The sequence below is a fragment of the Demequina sediminis genome, from assembly GCF_030296675.1.
In the GTDB taxonomy this organism is placed as follows: domain Bacteria; phylum Actinomycetota; class Actinomycetes; order Actinomycetales; family Demequinaceae; genus Demequina; species Demequina sediminis.
In genome coordinates, this window is record NZ_AP027736.1 from 899448 (window position 1) to 923205 (window position 23758).

General features: G+C 69.9%; 16 protein-coding genes, 1 tRNA gene and 2 pseudogenes. 2 read left to right on the forward strand and 17 right to left on the reverse strand.

Annotated elements, in window-relative coordinates:
* Positions 1 to 315 precede the first annotated feature (315 nt).
* Together QUE44_RS04625 and QUE44_RS04630 are read right to left on the reverse strand one after the other, a co-directional pair.
* On the reverse strand, positions 316 to 1593 hold the full coding sequence (locus QUE44_RS04625) for an ABC transporter substrate-binding protein (protein WP_286216133.1): 1278 nt from the start codon (positions 1591 to 1593) through the stop codon (positions 316 to 318).
* A gap of 161 nt (positions 1594 to 1754) precedes the next feature.
* Positions 1755 to 2384, reverse strand: a complete 630-nt coding sequence (locus QUE44_RS04630; RefSeq protein WP_286216134.1) for an ANTAR domain-containing response regulator — start codon at positions 2382 to 2384, stop codon at positions 1755 to 1757.
* A 21-nt stretch (positions 2385 to 2405) separates the two neighbouring features.
* Between QUE44_RS04630 and QUE44_RS04635 the strand changes: the two genes are divergently transcribed.
* Both QUE44_RS04635 and QUE44_RS04640 read left to right on the forward strand, forming a co-directional pair.
* Positions 2406 to 2479: transfer RNA gene (locus QUE44_RS04635), tRNA-Leu, on the forward strand.
* Between the two features lie 184 nt (positions 2480 to 2663).
* Positions 2664 to 3113 (forward strand): methylglyoxal synthase, encoded by a 450-nt coding sequence (locus QUE44_RS04640; protein ID WP_286216135.1) that lies wholly within the window; start codon positions 2664 to 2666, stop codon positions 3111 to 3113.
* Between the two features lie 5 nt (positions 3114 to 3118).
* Here the strand turns inward: QUE44_RS04640 and gtfA are convergent, their stop codons facing one another.
* The 15 genes and pseudogenes from gtfA to QUE44_RS04720 form a co-directional block, all read right to left on the reverse strand.
* A complete protein-coding gene (gene gtfA / locus QUE44_RS04645) occupies positions 3119 to 4606 on the reverse strand; it encodes a sucrose phosphorylase (protein WP_286216136.1) in 1488 nt (495 codons plus the stop codon).
* Between the two features lie 160 nt (positions 4607 to 4766).
* Positions 4767 to 6185, reverse strand: coding sequence for a pyruvate kinase (pyk, locus tag QUE44_RS04650; protein ID WP_286216137.1), 1419 nt, complete (start codon positions 6183 to 6185; stop codon positions 4767 to 4769).
* Between the two features lie 19 nt (positions 6186 to 6204).
* A complete protein-coding gene (locus tag QUE44_RS04655; RefSeq protein WP_286216138.1) occupies positions 6205 to 7671 on the reverse strand; it encodes a glutamate synthase subunit beta in 1467 nt (488 codons plus the stop codon).
* A pseudogene (gene gltB, locus QUE44_RS04660) lies at positions 7664 to 12197 on the reverse strand (glutamate synthase large subunit). Before gltB ends, QUE44_RS04655 begins: the two are co-directional and overlap by 8 nt.
* A 121-nt stretch (positions 12198 to 12318) precedes the next feature.
* Positions 12319 to 13248, reverse strand: a complete 930-nt coding sequence (gene lgt, locus QUE44_RS04665; protein WP_286216139.1) for a prolipoprotein diacylglyceryl transferase — start codon at positions 13246 to 13248, stop codon at positions 12319 to 12321.
* Positions 13245 to 14045 carry a tryptophan synthase subunit alpha gene (gene trpA / locus QUE44_RS04670; RefSeq protein ID WP_286216141.1) on the reverse strand — a complete coding sequence of 267 codons (801 nt, stop codon included), beginning with the start codon at positions 14043 to 14045 and terminating at the stop codon, positions 13245 to 13247. Before trpA ends, lgt begins: the two co-directional genes overlap by 4 nt.
* The gene (gene trpB / locus QUE44_RS04675; protein WP_286216142.1) at positions 14042 to 15253 is read right to left on the reverse strand and encodes a tryptophan synthase subunit beta; all 1212 of its coding nucleotides are present in this window, start codon (positions 15251 to 15253) and stop codon (positions 14042 to 14044) included. The genes trpA and trpB overlap by 4 nt, the downstream gene beginning before the upstream one ends.
* Entirely contained in the window at positions 15250 to 16059 is an 810-nt protein-coding gene (gene trpC / locus QUE44_RS04680; RefSeq protein ID WP_286216674.1) for an indole-3-glycerol phosphate synthase TrpC, read from the reverse strand. The genes trpB and trpC overlap by 4 nt, the downstream gene beginning before the upstream one ends.
* Positions 16060 to 16132: 73 nt before the next feature.
* Positions 16133 to 16369 carry an HGxxPAAW family protein gene (locus tag QUE44_RS04685; RefSeq protein WP_286216143.1) on the reverse strand — a complete coding sequence of 79 codons (237 nt, stop codon included), beginning with the start codon at positions 16367 to 16369 and terminating at the stop codon, positions 16133 to 16135.
* Between the two features lie 29 nt (positions 16370 to 16398).
* Complete coding sequence (locus QUE44_RS13995) at positions 16399 to 17562, reverse strand: anthranilate synthase component I family protein (protein ID WP_491375253.1); 1164 nt, start codon at positions 17560 to 17562, stop codon at positions 16399 to 16401.
* 415 nt (positions 17563 to 17977) lie between these two features.
* Positions 17978 to 18334: a phosphoribosyl-AMP cyclohydrolase gene (hisI, locus tag QUE44_RS04695; protein WP_286216145.1), complete on the reverse strand. Its 357-nt coding sequence runs from the start codon at positions 18332 to 18334 to the stop codon at positions 17978 to 17980.
* A complete protein-coding gene (locus QUE44_RS04700; RefSeq protein WP_286216147.1) occupies positions 18318 to 20192 on the reverse strand; it encodes an ABC transporter ATP-binding protein in 1875 nt (624 codons plus the stop codon). Before QUE44_RS04700 ends, hisI begins: the two co-directional genes overlap by 17 nt.
* An 8-nt stretch (positions 20193 to 20200) precedes the next feature.
* Positions 20201 to 22068, reverse strand: a pseudogene (locus QUE44_RS04710) (ABC transporter ATP-binding protein).
* Positions 22065 to 22835, reverse strand: a complete 771-nt coding sequence (gene hisF / locus QUE44_RS04715) for an imidazole glycerol phosphate synthase subunit HisF (RefSeq protein ID WP_286216149.1) — start codon at positions 22833 to 22835, stop codon at positions 22065 to 22067. The pseudogene QUE44_RS04710 and the gene hisF overlap by 4 nt, the downstream one beginning before the upstream one ends.
* Complete coding sequence (locus QUE44_RS04720; RefSeq protein WP_286216151.1) at positions 22835 to 23755, reverse strand: FKBP-type peptidyl-prolyl cis-trans isomerase; 921 nt, start codon at positions 23753 to 23755, stop codon at positions 22835 to 22837. Before QUE44_RS04720 ends, hisF begins: the two co-directional genes overlap by 1 nt.
* Positions 23756 to 23758 lie beyond the last annotated feature (3 nt).

The following is a 23758-nucleotide window of genomic DNA, read 5'->3' on the forward strand; positions in this document are numbered from 1 at the left end:
CAACGGTGCCCGCCCCGCTTCGGCCGGGCGGGCATCGTCGTGTGCGCGCGTCCTGGGCTGCCGTGCTGCCGCCATGACGCCGCGTCGCCGCGCCGCCCCCTCCTGCGCAAGTCACACATCTGGCGACCGGTATCTCCGGATCCCCGTTCAGCGCGGCCACACCCGTCGCCAACGGTGTGACTTCCGCACAACGGGGCGGCGACGGGCGCGGAGGACAGACCACCCGGCCACGCGCCCAGGTCCCCCAGGCACAGCACAACGGCCCCCGACCGAAGCCGGGGCCGCCGCGCGAATGAACTGTGAGAACCGCTCAGATCACTCCGAGGGAACCTCGCCGAACACCGAGGTCAGCAGCGAGTAGGTGTTGTCCTCGCCGTACTGGTAGACGCCGATGTACGCGCTCGACGGGTCGTTGGCCTCGTTGAACGGACCCACTCCGGAGACCGCCTGGTAGAAGATCTCCTCGCCTGCCTCGAGCAGCTCGACGCACTCCGCGAAACCGGTGCACTCCGTGCCGCCCGTGGCGCCGGAGACCGCCGCCATGTTGTCCGCGATGGTCTGGCCATCGTTCGCGCCGCCCTTGACTGCGGCGAGCGCCGCGAGCATGACCGCGTCGTAGGACTCGGCGCCATAGGCGTACTCGGACAGCGGCTCGCCGTTGGCCTCGTCGAGCAGCGCGCGGAAGTCGTCCGCGGGGCTCGCGCCGGGCAGGGTGCCCTTGGCGCCGGTGAGGGCGCCCGCCTCGAGCTCGTCGGAGTAGTCCGCGAGGTTGCCGTCCACCAGGTAGAGCTTCGAGGTGTCGAAGCCGGCCGCGACGAGCTCGGGGATGATCAGCGCCGTCTGGTCGAACGCGATGAGCGCGATCGCCTCGGGGTTGGTCGCGAGGATCGCCTGCACGTCGGAAGCGAAGCTCGACGCCGCGGGGTCGAACTCCTGGCCCGAGGTGCCATAGGTCAGCGAACCACCCGCGGCCTCGACCGTCTGCTGGACCACGTCGCGCAGCGAGGTGCCGTAGTCGTCGTTGAAGACCAGGACGCCGATGTTCTTGTAGCCGTCCTCGAGGATGAGGTTGCCGAGCGCGTTGCCCTGGACGGTGTCCGGCGGGGCGGTACGGAAGTAGAACGGCGAGTAGCCGGAGAGGCTGGTCGCGGTGTTGGCGGGCGAGATCTGCACCACGCCTGCGTTGGTGATGTCGTCGATCGCGTTGAGCGTGACGGACGACGATGCCGCACCGATCACGACCGAGACGTCACCCGCGAGGAGACGCGAGACCGAGTCGGACGTGATGTTCGGGTTGTCCGTGTCGGACGAGTCTTCGTGCTGGATGGAGACATCGGCGCCATTGACGCCGCCCGCCTCGTTGATCTCGCTGACAGCGAGGTCAACTCCAGCGATCTCGGGCGGGCCGAGGAACGCGAGCGAGCCGGTGATCGGCAGCAGCGAGCCGATCTTCAGTCCGTCTCCGGACGCACCGACGGTGGTCGGGTCCTCACTGGAGCCACCCTCGCTGGACGTGGTGGCGCACGCCGCGAGGGACAGGGTCGCAACGGCGGCAAAGGCCGCGCCGCGAGCGATGGAATTCCATCGTGCCATGTTTCTTCCTCCCAGTCGGCGAGAAGATCTCGCCTCGGTTAGTTCGCGACCAGGAGTGTCCTCGCCGCGGTAACCGTCACGCTAGCGCGCAAACGTTTCGCGTTCGCGTCGGCTCTATCACAATTTCGTGACCGAACCGTGCGCCAGCGGAGAGGAAAACGCTACTTTCCGCCCATTTGCTCGATGACGGCCTCGGCCACCTCGCGCATCGTCAGGCGCCGGTCCATGGACGTCTTCTGGATCCAGCGGAAGGACTCGGGCTCGTTGAGCTTCATCTTCTCCATGAGCAGACCCTTGGCGCGCTCGACCTTCTTGCGTGTCTCCATGCGCTCGGTGATGTCGGCGATCTCCGACTCCAGCGCGCGGATCTCCTGATACCGCGAGGCGGCAATCTCGACCGCGGGCAGCAGGTCTCCAGGGGTGAAGGGCTTGACGACGTATGCCATCGCGCCGGCGTCGCGCGCCCGCTCGACCAACTCGGTCTGCGAGAACGCGGTGAGCAGCACCACGGGCGCCAGGCGCTCCTTCGCGATGGTCTCCGCGGCGGTGATGCCGTCCATGACGGGCATCTTGACGTCCATGACCACCACGTCGGGCTTGTGCTCGCGCGCGAGCGCGATGCCTTCCTCGCCGTTGCCGCCCTCGCCGACGACCTCATAGCCGCCCTCACGGAGCGTCTCGACGATGTCCATGCGGATCAGCGCCTCGTCCTCCGCGACGACGGCGCGGCGCGCGCGCTTGGGGGCCTGGGTCTCGGTCTCCTCCAGGGGAGTGTCGTTCGCATCAGTCACAGGCGATAGCCTAGTGCCCCCGCCCCGGTAGCCCAACTGGCAGAGGCACGCGGCTCAAACCCGCGGTGTTGTGGGTTCGAATCCCACCCGGGGCACTGGCACTGAGTGCCACTACGTCAGCTTGGTGTACCAAGTGTCGTGCCGCCGCATTCAAAGCCCCGCCCGCACGAGTTGCCCCGGCGGTGCTGGTGTCACGCCGCGGCGCCTGACGCGGGATACTCGAGGCGACACCGCTGCACCCCCCACGCGGCACCACCCTGACACCTCGAAGGAGCGCTCATGTCGCACCGCCCCCTGCACATTGCGCTGGTCGCCCACGACCACAAGAAGGCCGAGCTCCTCGAGTGGGCCTCATACAACAAGGGCACCCTGTCGCCGCATCGGCTCTACGCCACCGGCACCACGGGGACGATGCTCGAGTACGAGTTGGGCCTGCGCGTCACCCGCTTCCTGTCGGGTCCCGTGGGCGGCGACCAGCAGATCGGCGCCGGCATCGCCGAGGGCCGCATCGACATGCTGATCTTCTTCTGGGACCCGCTGGAGCCCCAGCCGCACGACCCCGACGTCAAGGCGCTGCTGCGCCTGGGCGCGCTGTGGAACATCCCGATGGCCTCGAACATCGCGACGGCGGACCACCTCATCTCCTCGCCGCTGTTCTCCGACGGCTACGAGCGCAAGATCCCCGACCTCGGTCCGCGCGACTGGGAGGCCATGCGCGAGGACTCGTAGCGGGTTTACACCCGGGGAGGATCGGCAAGAAGGTCGTCCGTGGCTCCTTCGGCGCCCGCCTCGCTCCACGCGAGGCCTGCACGATGGCCGAGCAGGTCGACCGTGAGCCGCGCGTGATCCTCTCCCGCCCGCCACAGCATCGTCATGATGCCGTCCTCGAGCGACCAGCTGAAGTCGCCGTCGAACGCGCTCAACCGGGATCGCAGCGCGCACAGCGCGAAGAGAGCGCGCACCACCGGGCGGTCCAGGTCCGCCGCGATCTCCTCGGGCGTGTAGCGGTGCCGATTGATGTCGCGTCCTACCCCCGAGCGCCGCAACAGCTCGACGTCGTTGCGACCGGCGAGAGCGCCCACGTAGTACACCTGCGGGATCCCCGGCGTGAAGAACTGCAGGGCACGGGCGGCGAGGTACGCGTGGTCGTCCGCGCCGAGCGCGTCGTAGAACGTGCAGTTGACCTGGTAAAGATCGAGATTCGAGGCGGCGGTACCCGTGGCGAGGCGCGACGTATCGCCCGACGCCGCATGCATGCGCTCGACGAGCGCGTCGATCTCGTGCGGAGCGAGCAACCCCGGCGCCTCGGCAGCCGTCTGATCCGCGCCCACATCGATCACGCCGATTCCGTCGTGCGTGTCGAGCACCGTCACCGCATTCGCGGGTCGCACGTCGAGCCACCGCGCGAGCGGGCCGCCGTCTCCCGTGCCGAGCGCGTGGAGGATGAGCGGCGGCAGCGCGAAGTCGTAGACGCGGTCCACCGCCGCGCCGATCTCGATCTGGCGGCGGTAGTACGAATGCACCTCGACCAGCACCTCGAGCCCGCGCGAGCGTGCCTGCGCGGTGAAGTCCTCGATGAACGCGAACGTGTCGCGCGTCATGAACGACGTCTCCCCCGCCGTCTTGACCGCGTATCCCACCGCGTCGAGGCGCACCATGGTTGCGCCGGCGTCCGCCACCGAGTCGAGGATCGACTCGAGATACGCGCGGGCGCGCGGATGAGTGACGTCGATGTCGATCTGCTGCGGCGTGAACGTGGTCCACACCAGCCGGCGGCGGCCCGCGACCGTGTACGGCGTGAACGGCAGCCCGGGGCGGGGCCGGTAGATGCGCGTGAGATCGTCCTCCGTCGCGCCGCGCGGGAACACCGAGGACATCGTGAGGAACATCCCGGCCGACTCCGACGCATCGCCGCGCGCGCACCAGTCGCGGAAGGCCTCCGAGTCGGCGGAGACGTGATTGACGATCACGTCGACCATGAGGTCGCCGTCACCGGCCACCGCCCGCACGTCCTGCCACGTCCCCAGCCGCGGATCCACGGCGGTGTGATCGACGGGATCGAAGCCCGCGTCGGCACCGTCATGCGGCGTGAAGAACGGCAGGATGTGCACGCCCGCGAAGGCGCTCGACCACGGCTCGGTGCGCATCAGCCGCGCGAGACCGGGTAAGTCGCCCGCGAGACGGTCGGCATACGTGATGAGCTGCACTGCGTTGCGGGACATCGCGACTCTCCTCGCCGGGCGCCACGCTGCGCCCTCTCCTCACCTTAGGGCTCACCCGCGGGCGACGTCGCGCGAGAAGGGACGATGCCCCGGTCACCCGGTCGCGGACGGCAACAGGGGCCCGCCGGCGTGCGCCGGCGAGCCCCTGTGTGAACGGCTGCTAGCCGCGGACCTGGCCCACCTTGTGGACGAAGATCGAGTTGGTGGTGCCGGGGACGCCCACCGGGGTGCCCGACACGACCACGACGTAGTCGCCGTCGACCGCGCGGCCGGACTGCTTGAGGTAGGAGTCCACGAGGTGCACCATCTCGTCGGTCGACTCGACCTTCTCGACGAGCTCGGCATGCACACCCCACGACAGCGCGAGGCGCTTCTGCGTTGCCGGGTCCGGCGTGAAGGCGAGCATCGGGGTCGACGGACGCAGGCGCGACATGCGCAGCGCCGAGTCACCCGACTGCGTGAACGTGACGATGTACTTGATGTCGAGGTTCTCCGCGATCTCGGCCGCCGCGTGGGTGACCGCGCCGCCGCGGGTGTGCGGGGTCGAGAGATACGGCGCGATGCGCGAGTACCCCTTCTCCTCGGTGTTCTTGATGATGCGCGCCATCGTCTCGACCGTGATGATCGGGTAGTCGCCCACCGAGGTCTCGCCCGAGAGCATGACGGCGTCGGTGCCGTCGAGGATCGCGTTGGCGCAGTCCGAGGTCTCGGCGCGGGTCGGCACCGGCGAGTGCGTCATCGACTCGAGGACCTGGGTCGCGACGATCACGGGCTTGGCCTGCGAGCGGCACAGCTCGATCGCACGCTTCTGGACCAGCGGCACCTCCTCGAGCGGAAGCTCGACGCCCAGGTCACCGCGGGCGACCATGACGCCGTCGAACGCGTCGACGATCTCCTCGAGGTTGTCGACGGCCTGCGGCTTCTCGACCTTGGCGATGACGGGGACCGTGCGGCCCTCCTCGGTCATGATGCGTGCGACGTCCTCGTAGTCGGCGGCGTTGCGCACGAAGGACAGCGCGATGAAGTCGGCGCCGAGCTTGAGGCCCCAGCGCAGGTCGGCCTCGTCCTTCTCGGACATCGCCGGCACGGACACCGCGACGCCGGGCAGGTTGATGCCCTTGTTGTTCGACACGGGTCCGGGAACCACGACCTTGGTGACGACGTCCGTGTCGGTGACCTCGGTCACGACCAGGCGCACCTTGCCGTCGTCGATCAGCAGCGTGTCGCCGATGTTGCAGTCACCCGGGAGGCCCTTGAACGTGGTGCCGCAGATCTCCTTGGTGCCCACGACGTCGCGCGTGGTGATGGTGAAGACGTCGTCGACCGCGAGGTCGTGCGGACCGTCGGCGAACTTCTCGAGACGGATCTTGGGGCCCTGCAGGTCAACGAGCACGGCCACGTTGCGGCCGAGCTCCTCCGCCGCCTGGCGGATGTTGCGGTAGACCTGCTCGTGCTCCTCAGCAGAGCCGTGGCTGCGGTTGATGCGGGCGACATCCATGCCCGCCCCCACCAGCTTGCGCATCTGGTCGATCGGCGCGGTGGCCGGTCCGATCGTGCAGACAATCTTCGCGTTACGCATGTTCTCCAACCTCGGGTTATCAGGCGCGAAGCGCCGACGTGTGCGCCGTCACCGGCGCCGGGAGCTCGGTGCTCCCTGTCAAGTATTCGTCGATGGCGGCCGCGGCCGCCCGTCCCTCAGCGATCGCCCAGACCACGAGCGACGCACCGCGACCGGCATCGCCGGCCACGAACACGCCCTCCTGGGTGGTCGCGTAGTTGTCCGCACGCTCGATCTGAGCGCGCGGGGTCAACGCTACCTGGGACTGTGCCTCGAGGCTCGTGACCTCAGGCCCAGTGAAGCCCATTGCAATGAGCACCAGGTCCGCCGGAATGTCGCGCTCCGTGCCCGCGGTGGGGGTGCGCGATCCGTCAGCGTTGTACTGCGTCTCGGCAACACGCAGCGCGACCACGTGGCCGTCCTCGTTGCCGACAAACTCGACGGTCGACGCCAGGTACTGGCGCTCGCCGCCCTCCTCGTGGCTCGAGGACACCTCGAACAGGCGCGGATCCGTGGGCCACGGCTGCGACTCGGGGCGCTCGGTCGGGGGCTTCTTGCCGATCGCGAGCGTCGTGACGCTCGCCGCGCCCTGGCGCAGCGCCGTGCCGATGCAGTCGGAGCCGGTGTCGCCGCCGCCGATCACGATCACGTGCTTGCCCTCGGCGTGGATCTGGTTCTCGACCTCGTCACCCGCCGCGGCCAGGTTGCCCTGGTGCAGGTACGGCATCGCGAAGTGGATGCCGTCGAGCTCGCGGCCCGGAAGGGGCAGCTCCCGCGGCACGGGTGCGCCGGTGGCGATCAGCACCGCGTCGTAGCGCGCGCGGAGGTCGTCCCACGTGATGTCGGTGCCGATCTCGATGCCCACCCGGAAGCGCGTGCCCTCGCGCTCCATCTGCGCGAGGCGCCGGTCGATCACGTGCTTCTCCATCTTGAAGTCCGGCACGCCGTAGCGGAGCAGCCCGCCCACGCGGTCGTCCTTCTCGTACACGGCCACGGTGTGGCCCGCACGCGTGAGCTGCTGCGCGGCCGCGAGACCCGCGGGTCCCGAGCCGACCACGGCGACGGTCTTGCCGGTGTGGCGCTGCGCGATGTGCGGCGTGACGTTGCCGTCCTCGAACGCGTGCTCGATAATCTCGACCTCGACGTTCTTGATCGTGACCGCGGGCTGGTTGATGCCCAACACGCACGAGGTCTCACACGGCGCGGGGCAGATCCTGCCGGTGAACTCGGGGAAGTTGTTGGTCGCGTGGAGTCGCTCGATCGCGTCGGCGTACTGACCGCGCCACACCAGGTCGTTCCACTCGGGGATGAGGTTGCCAAGCGGGCAGCCCTGGTGGCAGAACGGGATGCCGCAGTCCATGCAGCGTCCCGCCTGGCGCTTGAGCACGACCTCGTCGCGGCCCAGCTCGTCCTTGACCTCGGCCCAGTCGCGCAGGCGCACCGGCACGGGACGGTACGGCGGCACCTCGCGCTCGCGCACCTTCAGGAATCCACGGGGATCAGCCACCGGTCACCTCCAAGAACTCGGCCCAGGCGCCGGGGGCGGACAGGTCGCCGCCCTTGGCCTCGAGCTCGGACAGCGCCACACGGACGCGTGCGTACTGGGCGGGCAGGACGCGAGTGAAGCGCCTTGCCGTGGACGGCCAGTCGGCGAGCAGCTCGCGCGCCACCGGCGAGTGGGTCTCGGCGGCGAAGCGCTCGACGAGGCCGCGCACGATGACCTCGTCCTCGGGGTCGAGCGGGCTCAGCGTGAGCTCGCCGGAGGACAACGCCTGCGCGTTGACGCGCTCCGGACGCAGGTCGAGCACGTACGCCGTGCCGCCCGACATTCCCGCGCCGAGGTTGCGTCCGGTGCGTCCGAGGATCACCGCGGTGCCGCCGGTCATGTACTCGAGGGCATGGTCGCCCACGCCCGACACCACGGCCGTCGCACCGGAGTTGCGGACCAGGAAGCGCTCGCCCACCTGGCCGCGGAGCAGGATCTCTCCCCCGTCGAGCCGTAGCCGACGACGTTGCCCGCGATGACGTCGCGGGTCTCGTCGAGCATCGACTCGCGGGCGGGACGGACGATCACGCGGCCGCCCGACAGGCCCTTGGCCACGTAGTCGTTCGCGTCGCCCTCGAGGCGCAGCGTGATGCCCCGCGGGACGAAGGCGCCGAGCGACTGGCCGGCGCTTCCCGTGAAGGTAACGTCGATCGTGTCATCTGGGAGCCCCGCTCCCCTGTACCGGCGCGTGACCTCGAAGCCGAGCATCGTCCCCACCGTGCGGTGAATGTTGCGGATCTCGCGCTCGATGCGCACGGGCTCGCCGCGCTCGAGGGCGGGCTCGGCGGCCGCGATGAGCGCGTTGTCGAGCGCCTCCTCGAGGCCGTGATCCTGCGTGGTCGTGTTGCGCAGCGCGGCGCCCTCGCGGGGGCCGCCAGGATCGGCGTCAGGTCGAGGCCGCTCGCCTTCCAGTGGTCGATCGCGGCGCGGGTCTCGAGCACCTCGACGTGGCCTACGGCCTCCTCGATGCTGCGGAAGCCCAGCTGGGCGAGGTGCTCGCGCACCTGCTGCGCGATGAACTCGAAGAAGGTCTCCACGAACTCGGGCTTGCCCGAGAAGCGCGCGCGCAGCTCGGGGTTCTGGGTCGCGACGCCCACCGGGCACGTGTCGAGGTGACACACGCGCATCATGATGCAGCCCTCGACAACGAGGGGCGCGGTCGCGAAGCCGAACTCCTCGGCGCCGAGCAGCGCCGCGATGATCACGTCGCGGCCCGTCTTCATCTGGCCGTCGACCTGCACGACGATGCGGTCGCGGAGGTCGTTGAGCACGAGCGTCTGCTGGGTGTCGGCGAGGCCGATCTCCCAGGGCGCGCCGGCGTGCTTGAGCGAGTTGAGCGGGCTCGCGCCGGTGCCGCCGTCGTGGCCCGAGATGAGCACCACGTCCGACTTGCACTTCGCGACTCCCGCCGCGATGGTGCCGACGCCGACCTCGGCCACGAGCTTCACGTGAACGCGAGCACGCGGGTTCGCGTTCTTCGCGTCGTGGATGAGCTGCTTGAGGTCCTCGATCGAGTAGATGTCGTGGTGAGGCGGCGGCGAGATGAGTCCGACGCCGGGCGTCGAGTGTCGCGTCTCCGCGACCCACGGGTACACCTTGTTCGCGGGAAGCTGGCCGCCCTCGCCAGGCTTGGCGCCCTGCGCGAGCTTGATCTGGATGTCGTCCGAGTTCACGAGGTACTCGGACGTCACGCCGAACCTGCCCGACGCGATCTGCTTGATCGCGCTGCGCCGCGCGGGGTCGTACAGGCGCTCGACGGACTCGCCGCCCTCGCCGGTGTTCGACCGACCGCCCAGGCGGTTCATCGCGATCGCCAGCGTCTCGTGGGCCTCCTGCGAGATCGAGCCGTACGACATCGCTCCCGTGTTGAAGCGCTTGACGATCTCGCTCACGGGCTCGACCTCGTCGAGCGGAATCGGCTCGCGGTTCGACGCGAACTCGAGCAGACCGCGCAGCGTCATGAGGCGCTTGGCCTGGCCGTCGACGCGATCCGTGTACTGCTGGAAGACGTCGTAGCGGCGCGTGCGCGTGGCGTGCTGGAGCTTGAACACCGTCTCGGGGTCGAACAGGTGCTCCTCCCCGTCGCGACGCCACTGGTACTCGCCGCCGGTGCGCAGGCGCTGGTGGGGAGGCAGCTCTCCGGACGCGGGGTAGGCATCGGCATGGCGCGCGGCGACCTCGGCCGCGATCACGTCGAGACCCACACCGTCGATCTGGCTCGGCGTTCCCGCGAAGTGCAGGTCCACCAGCTCGCGCGACAGACCGATCGCTTCGAAGACCTGAGCGCCGCGGTACGACGCCATGGTCGAGATGCCCATCTTGGACATGATCTTCAGGACGCCCTTGCCGAGCGCCTTGATGAGGTGCCGGGTCGCCTGGTCGGGGGTGACGTCGCCCAGGTAGCCGCGCTTGGAGAGGTCCTCGACGGACTCCATCGCGAGGTACGGGTTGACGCAGCCCGCGCCGTAACCGATCAGCAGCGCGACGTGGTGGACCTCGCGCACGTCTCCCGCCTCGACGACCAGCGACAGCTGGGTGCGCCGGTGCGTGCGCACCAGGTAGTGGTGCACCGCGGAGGTGAGCAGCAGCGAGGGGATCGGTGCGAGGTCCGGGTTCGAGTCCCGGTCCGAGAGCACGAGGAAGGACACGCCGTCCTCGATGGCCTCGTCGACCTCACGGAAGATCTCCGCGAGGCGCCCGTCGAGGGCCTCGGCGCCGCCCTTGACCGGGTAGAGGCCGCGGATCTTGCGCGCGGAGAACACCCCACGGCGCTTGGGGTCACGGTCGATGTGGAGGATCTTCGCGAGCTCATCGTTGTCGATGACGGGGAAGTCGATGATGATCTTGCGCGCGTGCTCGGGCGTGGCCTCGAGCAGGTTGGGCTCCGGCCCGAGGGCGCCGCCGATCGCGGTGACGATCTCCTCGCGGATCGAGTCCAGCGGAGGGTTGGTCACCTGCGCGAACATCTGCACGAAGTAGTCGAAGAGCAGGCGCGGGCGCTGCGACAGGACAGCGATCGGGGTGTCGGAACCCATCGCGCCGATCGGCTCGATGCCGTGCTGGGCCATGGGGCCGAGCAGGATCTTGAGCTCCTCCTCGGTGTAGCCGAACGCGCGCTGCCTGCGCGCGACCGAGCGCGGCGAGTGCGAGATGTGCTCGCGGTCGGGCACCTCGGACAGGCGAATCGCGTTGTCGGCAACCCACTGCTCGTAGGGGTGCTCCGCCGCGAGAGTCGACTTGATCTCCTCGTCCTCGACGATGCGTCCCGCGCCGGTGTCGACCAGCAGCATGCGCCCGGGCTGAAGGCGTCCCTTGCGCACGACCTTTGCCGGATCGATGTCGAGCAGGCCGGCCTCGGAGCCACACACGACGAGGCCGTCGTCGGTGACCCAGAAGCGTCCGGGGCGCAGTCCGTTGCGGTCCAGCGTCGCGCCGATCACGGTGCCGTCCGTGAAGTGCAGCGCGGCGGGCCCATCCCACGGCTCCATGAGTGCCGAGTGGTACTCGTAGAACGCGCGGCGCGCGGGGTCCATCTCGGCGTTGTTCTCCCACGCCTCGGGGATCATCATGAGCAGCGCGTGGTGGATCGGACGTCCCGCGAGGTGAAGTAGCTCGAGGACCTCGTCGAAGGACGCGGTGTCGGATGCGGACGGCGTGCACACGGGCATCAGCGGCGCCATGTCGCCCAACAACTCCGAGCGCAGCATGCCCTCGCGGGCCGCCATCCAGTTTCGGTTGCCGCGCACCGTGTTGATCTCGCCGTTGTGGGCGATGCCGCGCAGGGGCTGCGCGAGGGGCCACGACGGGAACGTGTTGGTCGAGAAGCGCGAGTGCACGAGCGCGAGCTCCGAGGCGAACAGCGGATGAGTCACATCCGGGAACACCTTCTCGAGCTGATACGTCGTGAGCATGCCCTTGTAGGTGAGCGTGCGGGCCGAGAGCGACGCGAAGAACGGTCCTCCCGCGTTCTCCGCACGCTTGCGCACGCGGTAGAGACGGCGGTCGAGCGCGATGCCCGACAGTCCGTCGCACGCGGCGAAGACCTGGCGGAACGTGGGCATGGCCGCACGCGCGCTGGGGCCAAGGGAGGACGGGTCGACGGGGACGTCGCGCCAGCCCAGCACCGTCACGCCCTCGTCGGCTGCGGCCGACTCGAAGGCGGCGACCTGCGCGGCCTCTGCACCCGGCACGAGGAAAGCGATGCCGACGCCGTACTCGCCCGCCGCCGGCAGCTCGAAGTCCGTGACCTCGCGCAGGAACGCGTCGGGGACCTGCGTGAGGATTCCCGCGCCGTCGCCCGTCTCGGTCTCGGCTCCCACGGCACCGCGGTGTTCGAGGTTCTTGAGAGCCGTGAGGCCCGCATCGACGATGTCCCGACCCGCCGTTCCGCGCAGCGTCGCCACGAAGGCAACGCCGCAAGCGTCGTGCTCGTACGCGGGGTTGTACAACCCGCTCGGGGGCTGGGGAGCGCCAAGATGCGCGACCATCACACCGTCCTTAAGCGTCCCCAGACATGCGGGGACATCGTTGATTTCGGGGCGCCGTCGACCCGGTGTTGACACGGGCGTTCAGCCTACCGCGAACGGCGGCAGGCGCGTGAATCCCGCTTTAGGCGCCCGTGGGGTGATCGCCGGGGGTGTCGGCGGCATCGGACACAGTGTCGGCATCCGTTTCCGGCTCGTCCTCGGGGTGGGAGGCCTGCGCCGCGAGTTGCGACCGTGGCGGCCGCTCGGCGGCAGCACGCTGCCGCACACCCAGGATAGTGAACGCGGCGACCGCTCCGGACAGCACCACGATCGACACCCACTCGTTGATGCGCAGCCCCGCGATCGTGACGGCCTCGTCGATGCGCACGCCCTCGATCCACAGGCGGCCGGAGACGTACACGATCACGTAGAGCCAGAAGACCCTGCCGCCACGCAGGTCGAGGCGACGATCGAGGTAGATGATGAGTGCGGCGCCCGCGAGGTTCCACAGCAGTTCGTAGAGGAAGGTCGGGTGGAACGTCGCGAACTGCTCGTATCCCTCGGGGCGGAACGCCGGGTCGATCTCGAGACCCCACGGCAGCGTCGTGGCACCGCCGAAGAGTTCCTGGTTGAAGTAGTTGCCCATGCGGCCGATCGCCTGAGCGATGAGCACGCCGGGGGCGGCCGCGTCGATGAAGGCCGTGAAGCTCGCTCCGGCGCGGCGCGCGCCGATCCATGCACCCAGCGCGCCCAGCGCGACGGCGCCCCAGATGCCCAGGCCGCCCTCCCAGATGCGCAGCGCGGCCCAGGGGTTGCCGCCCTCGCCAAAGTAGGCGCCAGGGGAGGACACCACGTGATAGATGCGACCGCCGACGATTCCGAACGGGATCGCCCAGAAGGCGATGTCGCTGACGACCTCCGCATCACCGCCCCGCTCGACCCAGCGGCGCGTCGTGAGCCACAGGGCGACAAAGATGCCCAGCAGGATCCACAGCGCGTACGCGTGGATCGTGAGGGGGCCGATGCTGATTGCGCTCCACTCGACGGGAGGGCTGGGAATCGACGTCGTCATCGCGCGCTCCTCACGCCGTCCGCGAGCTCGGCGACCTTCACCCGCAGGGCGGCCAGGGCATCGTCCTCATCCTCGTGCTCGAGGAGGCAGCGCACCAGGGCCGATCCCACGATCACCCCATCCGCATACGCGCCGACCATCCGCGCGTGCTCCCCCGTCGTGACGCCGAGTCCGACGCAGACGCGCTCGGCTCCGGCGGCGCGGGTGTCGGCCACCAGCTGCTCCGCGGCGGCGCCCACCGATGCGCGCTCGCCCGTCACGCCCATGAGGGACGCGGCGTAGACGAAGCCCGTGGTGTGGGCCACGGTGTAGTGCAGGCGCTCCTGCGTCGAGGAGGGTGCCACCAGGAAGATCGTCTCGAGGCCCCGAGCGGACGCGGCCGCGAGCCACTCCCCCGCGACGTCAGGAGTGAGGTCGGGCAGGATCACCCCCGAACCGCCCGCCGCGACCAGGTCGTCGGCGAAACGCTCGACTCCGTACTGGAAGATCGGGTTCGCATAGCTCATCACGACGGCGGGTGCGCCCGCGTCGACCACGGCCTTCACGGCCGTGAACGCGTCACGGACCCGCACGCCGCGCTGGAGCGCGGCCTCGGCGGCCTGCTGAATGGTCGCGCCGTCCAGCACGGGGTCCGAGTAGGGCACCCCGACCTCGACGATATCGACGCCGGCCTCGACCATCGCGACCATCGCGCGCGCGGAACGCTCGACGTCGGGGTATCCCACCGGCAGGTAGCCGATGAGCGCGGCGCGACCCTGGGCTCGAGCCGCGTCGAGCCTGTCGGTGAGGAACGTCACGCCTTCTCCTCCGGGAGCATTCCGAACCACCGTGCGGCGGTCTCGACATCCTTGTCGCCACGGCCGGACAGGCTCACGAGGATGGTCGCCTCGGGTCCCAGCTCGCGGCCGAGCTTGATCGCGCCGGCGAGCGCGTGCGAGGACTCGATGGCAGGCAGGATCCCCTCGGTGCGGCACAGCAACTGGAAGGCCTCCATCGCCTCCGCGTCCGTCACCGCCCAGTACTCGGCCCGACCGATGTCGGCGAGGAACGCGTGCTCGGGTCCCACGCCCGGGTAGTCGAGCCCCGCGGAAATCGAGGTCGACTCGATGGTCTGGCCGTCCGCGTCCTGCAGAATGAACGACCGCGAGCCGTGCAGCACGCCCGCCCTCGCACCGCCCGCGATGGTGGCAGCGTGGTGGCCCGACTCGAGGCCGAGCCCGCCGGCCTCGCATCCGATGAGGCGCACGTCCGAGTCGTCGAGGAACGCGTCGAAGATGCCGATCGCATTCGACCCGCCGCCCACGCACGCGATGACCGCATCAGGGAGGCCGCCGCGCTCGAGCATCTGCGCCCTGGCCTCGACGCCGATCACCCGCTGGAAGTCGCGCACCATCGCCGGGAACGGGTGCGGCCCGGCGGCGGTGCCGAAGAGGTAGTTGGTCGTCTCGACGTTCGCGACCCAGTCGCGATACGTCTCGTTGATCGCGTCCTTGAGGGTGCGCGAGCCGGACGTCACGGGAACGACCGTCGCGCCGAGCAACTTCATGCGCGCGACGTTGAGTGCCTGGCGACGCGTGTCTTCCTCGCCCATGTAGACCGTGCACTCGAGACCCATGAGCGCGGCGGCGGTCGCGGACGCGACGCCGTGCTGACCCGCTCCGGTCTCGGCAATCACGCGGGTCTTGCCCAGGCGCTTCGTCAGCAGCGCCTGTCCGAGCACGTTATTGATCTTGTGCGAGCCGGTGTGGTTGAGGTCCTCGCGCTTGAGGATGATCCGCGCTCCCCCGGCGTGCGCGGCAAACCGGGGCGCCTCGGTGACGATCGACGGACGGCCCGTGTAGTCCCGTGCGAGCCTCGTGAGCTCTCGCTCGAACTCGGGGTCGACCTTGGCCTTCTCATACGCGTCGGTGAGCTCATCGAGCGCGGCCACGAGCGCCTCGGGGACAAAGCGCCCGCCGAAGTCACCGAAGTACGGCCCGGGGGCCGCCTGGAGCGATTCGGTCACGGGCGCACCGACCGCAGCGCGGGGTGGGCTCCGGCGGCGACCATCTCCGCGACGGTCGCGCGGGGGTCACGGTCCTTGACCAGCGCCTCGCCCACAAGCACGGCATCGGCCCCCAGGCGCGCGTACTCGACCACGTCGTGGCTGTCGCGGATGCCCGACTCGGCGATCTTGAGCACGCCGTCGGGGATCGTGGGTGCGACGCGGGCGAACGTGCCGCGGTCGACCTCGAGCGTGCGCAGGTTGCGCGCGTTGACGCCGATCACGGTGGCACCGGCGTCGACGGCACGGGCAACCTCGTGCTCGTCGTGGACCTCGACCAGGGCGAGCATGCCGAGCGAATGCACGCGCTCGATGAGGCTCTCGAGCGCCATCTGCTCGAGGGCGGCGACGATCAACAGCACGACGTCGGCGCCGTGCGCACGCGCCTCCCATACCTGGTACGGGGTGACGATGAAGTCCTTGCGCAGGATCGGGACGTCGACCTTCGCGCGGACCGCGTCGAGGTCGGACAGCGAGCCGTTGAAGCGGCGCTGCTCGGTCAACACCGAGATGACGGACGCGCCTCCCGCCTCATACTCAGTCGCGAGCAGCGCGGGATCGGTGATCTCGGCCAGGTCACCCTTGGAGGGGCTCGAGCGCTTGACCTCGGCGATGATCGCGACCTCGTCGCGTGCCAGGATCTGGCGAGCGTCAATCGCGCTGGGCAGCCGCGAGGCGCGCTCCTTCAGGGCATCCATCGTGGTGAGTTCCTTGCGGACCGCGAGGTCCTCCAGCACACCTGCGACGATGCTGTCGAGCACGGTCATTCCACCCTCTCCCATGCGCCCATGCTACCGCCGCGACGGGACGCCAACCGACGTGCCCACCGCGACGTGCGGCTCACGCGAGGGGCTGTCCGTGGCCCAGCGCGCGCAGCACCGCGCCGGCGGCGAGGGACAGCACCGCGAGGCCGATGCCCGTGAACGTCACCGCGTGGACGGGAATGGCGATCCCCACCGCGGCAAGGATCGCGGCGATCACGAGACCCGTGTTGGTGACCCAGGCGGCGACGGTGCGGCCGTGGTTGTGCGGGGCGATCTCGGGCAGATCCTGCGGCTCCAGGTGGACGCTCGACATGGGGACTCCTTGGGTACTGAGGGACGGCGTCAGTCTAGCGAAGGCACGGGTGCGGACGTTGACCCCGGCGACGCGGCGGGCGGCGCGTCCACCAGGCGCGACGCGGTCGCGATCGCCCGAATCATCGCGGCGGCCTTGTGGCGCGTCTCCGCGGCCTCGGTCGCGGGAACCGAGTCGGCGACGATTCCGGCGCCCGCCTGCACGTGTGCGACGCCGTCCGCGATGAGTGCCGTGCGGATCGCGATCGCCATGTCCATGTTGCCCGCGAAGTCGAGATAGCCCACCGCGCCGCCGTAGAACGCGCGCCGGGTCGGCTCGATCTCGTCGATCAGCGTGATCGCACGCGGCTTGGGCGCTCCCGACAGCGTGCCCGCCGGGAACACCGCGGTGAACGCGTCGAGCGCGCCGTACTGCGGCTCGAGCGTGCCGACCACCGTCGAGCAGATGTGCATGATGTGCGAGTAGCGGTTGACGGCCATGAACTCGGCCACCTCGACCGAGGTGGGCTCGCAGACCTTGACGAGGTCGTTGCGCGCGAGGTCGACGAGCATCACGTGCTCGGCGATCTCCTTCGGATCGGCGAGGAGCTCCTCCTGGAGCCTGCGGTCCTCCTCGACCGACGCCCCGCGCGGTCGCGAGCCCGCGATCGGGAACGTCGAGACGCGGCCATCCTGCACCGAGCACAGCGATTCGGGGCTCGCGCCCACCACCGCGAACTCGCGTCCGCGATCGTCCTCGAGCTGGAAGTAGTACATGTACGGGCTCGGGTTGAGGGTGCGCAGCACGCGATACACCTCGAGAGGGCTCGCGTCGCACGGCACGTCAAAACGCTGCGAGGGCACCATCTGGAACACCTCGCCGTCACGGATCGCCTCCTTGGCGAACTCGACGGCATGCTCGTACTCCCCGGCGCGCTGCGCTGCGTGATCTCCGGCTCGTCGCCCGGCCCCAGGATGGATACCGGGCCCGCCGTCGCCCCCTCGAGCTCGTGTTGCATGCGGTCGAGCCGCGCCACTGCCGCCTCGTAGGCACCCTCGATGCCCGACTCCCGTGCATCGACGTTGACCGCATTCGCGATGAGCCACACCGATCCGTCGCGGTGATCGATCGCCGCAATGTCCGTCGCGAGCAGCAGCAGCACGTCGGGAACGTCGACCTCGCGGGGCGCCTTCATGGGCAGCGTGGGCTCCCACTGGCGGATGATGTCCCAGCCGAGCACTCCGACGAGTCCGCCCGTGAGCGGCGGCAGTCCCTCGATCGCCTCGGAGGCGAGCTCGCCCAATGCCGCGCGAATGCTCGTCAGCGGCGCACCGTCGGCGAGGCCAACCGGCACGTCACCCGACCACCGCGCATCGTCCCCATCGACGGTGAGCATCGCGCGCGAGCGCACGCCCACAAAAGAGAACCGCGCACGCGACCCGTCCGGCTCAGCGGACTCGAGGATGAACGTGCCGGGACGCTCCTGCGCGAGGGCGCGATAGACGGCGACGGGCGTGAGGGAGTCGGCGAGCAGGCGTCGCACGACGGGCACGACCCGATGCGACGCGCCCAGGTCAATGAAGCCGTCAAGCGACGGCCAGGTCTCGCCCCACTCGGGCGTCACGCGGGTCATGCCGCCCCCTCCACCGCGCCAAGATCGCCGCCCGCCTCGAAGCACGTACGTGTCCCGGTGTGGCATGCGGGTCCGGTCTGGTCGACCTCGACCAGCAGGGCGTCGCCGTCGCAGTCGAGCGACACGCGCACCACGCGTTGGGCGTGTCCCGACGTGTCGCCCTTGCGCCACAGCTCGCCGCGCGAGCGGCTCCAGTAGACCGCGCGACCGCTCGTGAGGGTCTCGTGCAGGGCATCGTCATTCATCCACGCCACCATGAGCACCTCGCGCGTGTCGTGCTGCTGCACCACGGCGCACACGAGTCCGGCGGAATCGCGCTTGAGGCGCGCGGCAATGTCAACGTCGAGCGGCATGGCGACCATCCTTCCACGAGCGGACGCGGCCACGCGCCGAGAGGGCGACGCGACGATGCCGGGACGGCGTCGCGCGGCGATCTCGCCGTGTCGCGTCAGTCCCTGGTCTGCGCGACCCACGCGGCGTGCAGGCTCGCGTAGATGCCCCCGCTGCCACGAGGTCGTCGTGGTGGCCGAGCTCGACGAGTTCGCCCTGCTCCATCACGCCCACCACGTCGGCACGTTCCGCGGTCGACAGCCGGTGGGCGATGACCACCGCGGTGCGGCCCTGCATGAGAGACTCGAGGGCGCGCGAGATGCGCACCTCCGTCGCGGGGTCGACGGCCGATGTCGCCTCGTCGAGGATCAGCAGGTCGGGGTCGCGCAGATACGCCCGCGCGATCGACACGAGTTGGCGCTCGCCGGCGGAGAGCAGCTCTCCGCGCGGACCCACGTGCGTGTCGAGGCCCGCGGGCAGCCGCTGGATCCAGCCGTCGAGTCCGAGCGACTCGAAGGCCGCGAGGCAGCGGCGCTCGAGGTCATCGTGGGACGCGTCCGGCAGCGCGTACGCGAGGTTGCTGCGCAGCGTGCCGTCGAACAGGAACCCCTCTTGGGGCACCACCGCGACGGAGCGTCGCAGCGAGTCCATCGGGACGTCGCGCAGGTCGACGCCGCCCACGCGCACGGTGCCCTCGGTCGGATCGAAGAAGCGGGACATGAGCCTCGCGAGCGAGGTCTTTCCCGATCCCGTCTGCCCCACGAGTGCGAGGCGACGCCCCGCGGGGAGTTCGAGGTCGATTCCCCTCAGCACCTCGGGGCCGCCGGGGTACGTGAGATGCACGCCCTCGATGCGCAGGTCTCCGCGACCGTGCGGGATCGGGGTGCCATCGCCTCCCGGGTCCGCGACGGTGAGTTCCTCATCGACCAGGCTCACGACGCGCCGCCAGCCGACGATCGCGCGCTGCATCTCCGCGAGCATCTCGATGATCCACATCAGCGGTCCCGAGAACATGTAGACGAGGAACGCGAAGGCCACGACCGTGCCCACGGTGATCTCGCCGCGCAGCGCGAGGTGGGTGCCGCCGATGAGCGCGATGCCCGTCGCGAGGGACTGACCCAGCACGGTCGAGGAGAAGTTCAGCGAGGCGAGCAGGGACGCGCGCTTCTCCGCCTTGAGAATTCCGTCGATCTCCTCGCCGAGCTGGTCGCGCATGCGCTGTTGCACGCCGTAGGCCCGGATGGTCGAGATGCCCACGAGCTGCTCGGAGACCCGACCCAGCAGGTCCGCCATGCGCGAGCGCACCGTCTGGAAGGCCGCGCGCACACGGGGTTGGATCCACAACAGCGACATCACCATGGGGATGAAGGCCAGGAGCACCAGGAGCGATAGCTTCCACGAGTACAGCAGCATCACGAGGAACACGACGGCAGACTCCATCGCGGAGATGATCATCGCCGCGCCGGTCCACTGCATGAGGTCGCGGATGGTCTCGACGTCGCCCGTCACGCGTGACACGTAGCGGCCGCGCTGTTCCTCGTTCTGCGTGAGCACCGACAGCTCGTGCACCTTGCCGAACGCCCTGATGCGCAGCGTCGCGAGGCCCGCCTCGGACGCGGCGACCATGCGGCGCCTGACGCGCCACGCAACCATCGCCGACATCACGAGCACGACGACGCCGCCGAGCGCATAGAGGACCACGACCTCCATGTCGACCCCGCCGGGCGCGAGCAGGCCGAGGTCGGTGATGCGCTGTGTCAGGAAGGGCGTCGCGGCGCGACCCGTCGCGGCGACGGCCGCGAGGGCGAGGGTCACGCCGAGTCCGCGACGGAACTCGGGGCTCAGTTCGAGCCCGCGGCGCAGGAGGTGCCGCGTGGTCATGTCGTCGCTCATCCCACGTACCCCGCCTGCTCCTCTGCCTGACGCTTCGAGTCCTCCTCGTAGGCGAGCACCAGCTCGCGATAGCCACGGTCACGGGCGAGGAGGTCCGCGTGAGTGCCCGAGTCCACCACCCGTCCCCGGTCGAGGTGGACGATGTGGTCGGCGAGGGTGATCGACGCGAGGCGATACGCGATGACGAGCACGGTGGGACCGTCCTCGCCTGCCAGCCCCGTGAGGATCTCGCGCTCGACGCGCGGGTCGACCGCGCTCGTGGCGTCGTCGAGCACCAGCACGCGCGGGCGTCGCACCAAGGCACGTGCGAGCGCGAGCCGCTGCCGCTGACCGCCGGACAGGTTCATGCCGCGCTCGGCGAGCACCGCATCGAGTCCCGTGCGGCCGTCGCGCGACAGCCGCTCGACCACGTCCACGACATTCGCGCGGCGCAGCGCGTCCCACACCTGGGAGTCGTCGTAGTCCTCGCCCAGCGTGACGTTGTCACGCACGGTGCCGGCGAAGACAAACGCGGTCTGCGGCACGAGTGCGACGTGGTCGCCGAGCCGCGCGATGGTCGCGAGGTCGGTGCCGTCGAGGTCGACCTCTCCTCGACGGGCCGCGCGAGGCGAGCAGCGGCGAGCGCCAGGGTCGACTTGCCCGAGCCCGTCGAGCCGACGAGCGCCGTCACGGTTCCCGGCCGCAGGTCGAGGGTGATGTCACGCAGGATGACCGAGAGCTCGCCGTCGCCGTCGTCCGCCCCGATCGAGGCGCGGTCGAAGGTCAGCGCGGCCGCACCCGACGTCGGGATCGTGACGTGACCGGGCTCGTCGACCTCGGTGGCCGCCGTCGCGATCTCGCCCACACGACGGAACGCCACGAGCGCCTGCGGCATCTGACCCAACACCCATCCGAGCCCGCGGATGGGCACCGCCATGAGCGTCACCAGGTAGATCGCGGACACGACGTTGCCGACCGACACCGCTCCCTCGGACGCGCGCAACGCCCCGACCACCATGAGCGCGACCGCTCCCAGCGGAACGATGAGGTCCATGAGCGGCTCGAACCAGGCCGACGTGTGGCCCACCTTGGTGTCGGCGTCACGCAGCCCGTTCGTGACGCGCGCGAAGCGCTCCGTCTCCCGTGCCTCGGCGCCGAGCGCCTTGACCACTGTGCCGCCCTCGAAGCTCTCGTGGGCGATGGTCGACACGTCGGCGCGCAGGCTCTGGCCCGCGTCCCAGCGGGGCGTGATGACGCGCTCATACGCGACATTGATCGCGAAGATCACGGGCACGACCGCGAGACCCGTGAGAGCGAGCCACGGGTCCATGCGCCACATCGTCACTCCCGCGGCGATCATCATGACGAACGAGCCGACGGTGAAGGCGAACGGGTGCAGCGGGGACGTCGCGGTCTCGGAGTCCGAGGACATCGCGGACAGCATGCGGCCCGACGGGTTCGAGCGGTGCCATCCGAGCGGAAGCGACGCGAGGGCATCGGCCACCACCCTGCGGTGGCGCGCACCCACGCCGGCCACGGCGAATCCCTGCATCGTGCGGCGCACGCCCACGAGGATCGCGTTGAGCACGCCGATGCCGAGGAACACGGCACCTGCCAGCCAGATTGCCGTCGAGGGGTCCTGGGTCAGCGTTCCCCAGTAGCCCTCGATCGGCTCGCCCGCCACCCCGGGGATGACCACCTGGTCGGTGATCTCGCCGAGCAGGGTTCCGAATGCCACGGTGAGCAGGCTGAAGGCCGCGGCCGCGGCGACCGCCACCCCGAAGTGCAGCGGCTGGTCACGAACCGCATGGGCGAGCAACTGGCTCGCCTTGTGGGTGAACCGCCCGGACAGCGCGTATCGCGTGGCCTGATCGCGGGGCGTCATCGCACCTCGATTCCGGCGGCGCGCATCGCGTCCTTGACCTCCCCGATGGTGAGCGTGCGGAAGTGAAAGACCGATGCCGCGAGCACGGCGTCGGCACCCGCGCGGGCGGCCTGCACGAAGTGGTCGACCGTGCCCGCGCCGCCCGAGGCGATAAGGGGCACGCGCACCTCCTCGCGCACGCGGGAGAGCATCTCGAGGTCGAAGCCGTCCGTCGTGCCGTCCGCGTCCATCGAGTTGAGCAGGATCTCCCCCGCGCCCAGCTCGGCCCCGCGGCGCGCCCACTCGATCGCGTCGATGCCGGTGCCGGTGCGGCCACCATGGGTGGTGACCTCGTATCCCGAGTGCGTCACGGTGCCCGGACGGCAGCGGCGCGCATCGACGGACAGCACGAGCACCTGGTTGCCGAACCTTCTGGCGATGTCGGAGATCAGCTCGGGACGCGCGATCGCGGCCGTGTTGACCCCCACCTTGTCCGCGCCTGCGCGCAAGAGCCTGTCGACGTCCTCCGGAGAGCGCACGCCGCCGCCGACAGTGAGCGGCACGAAGACCTGCTCGGCGGTCCGCCTGACCACGTCGAAGGTGGTCTCACGGTCGGATGAGGACGCGGTGACGTCGAGGAACGTGAGCTCGTCCGCGCCTGCCGCGCCGTAGACCGCTCCCAGTTCGACGGGGTCGCCCGCGTCGCGCAGGTTCTCGAAGTTGACGCCCTTGACCACGCGGCCGGCATCGACATCGAGGCAAGGGATGACACGAACGGCGACACCCATCAGCCGCTTCCTTCCGGATTCCAGACGTCGAGGATGTCCACGACGAAGACGAGAGTGCCCTTGGTCGCGTAGCCGTAACTGGCGGGCACCACCAGCAGGACCTGCGAACCGGCGGTCTGGTCGAGGAGTCCCTCGTCCCAGCCGCGAATCACCTGACCCGAGCCGATCTGCAGCTCGAAAGGAGCCGCCTCGATCGGCCACGACGAATCGAGGACGTCGCCCGCCGACCACTCGCCATCGGCGTCGCTGCCATCCGACCAGTACCAGCCGGTGTAGTTGACGGTGAGGTACGAGCCCGCGCGCACCTGCGGGCCGGTGCCCTGGATGAGGGTCGCGACCGTGAGCTCGGCCGGCGGCTCGCCCTCGGGCAACTCGATCGAGGGCTCACCCGTGACGTCCAGCGTCACCGCAGGAAGATCTGGGTTCGGGGCAACCTCGTTGCCCTCGGCGCGGTCGGAGAGGACGTCGACCACCATGGCGATCGGCGGCTCGCCATCCGAGTCGAACGAGGGCGGAGCGACCACGAGCAGACGCGCTCCCACGCGCACGTCGAGGAGCCGCGTATAGAGCTCCTCGCCCACCACCTCGGGGGCCAGGATGAATGACCTCGGCAGTCCGTCGTAGGTGTTGATGAGCGTCGTGCCGTCGTCGAGAGAGGCCCCGTAGATGTCGAGCAAGAGCGGCTGCCCCGACTGCAGGTAGCTGCCCTCGCCGTCCCACACGACACGCGACTGTTCCGTTCCGTAGGACAGGCCGGGCGTGAACTCGAGGGACGGCGCGAGCGAGTCGGAGCCGCCGATCACAATGTCCGAGATGTCGCCCATCGGCGTCGCGGTGGGCTCGACCGGCTCCGCGGCCGGAGTGCAGGCCGCCAGCACACCCGCCACGAGGGCGAGCGTGAACACGGCAAGACGACGCATGTT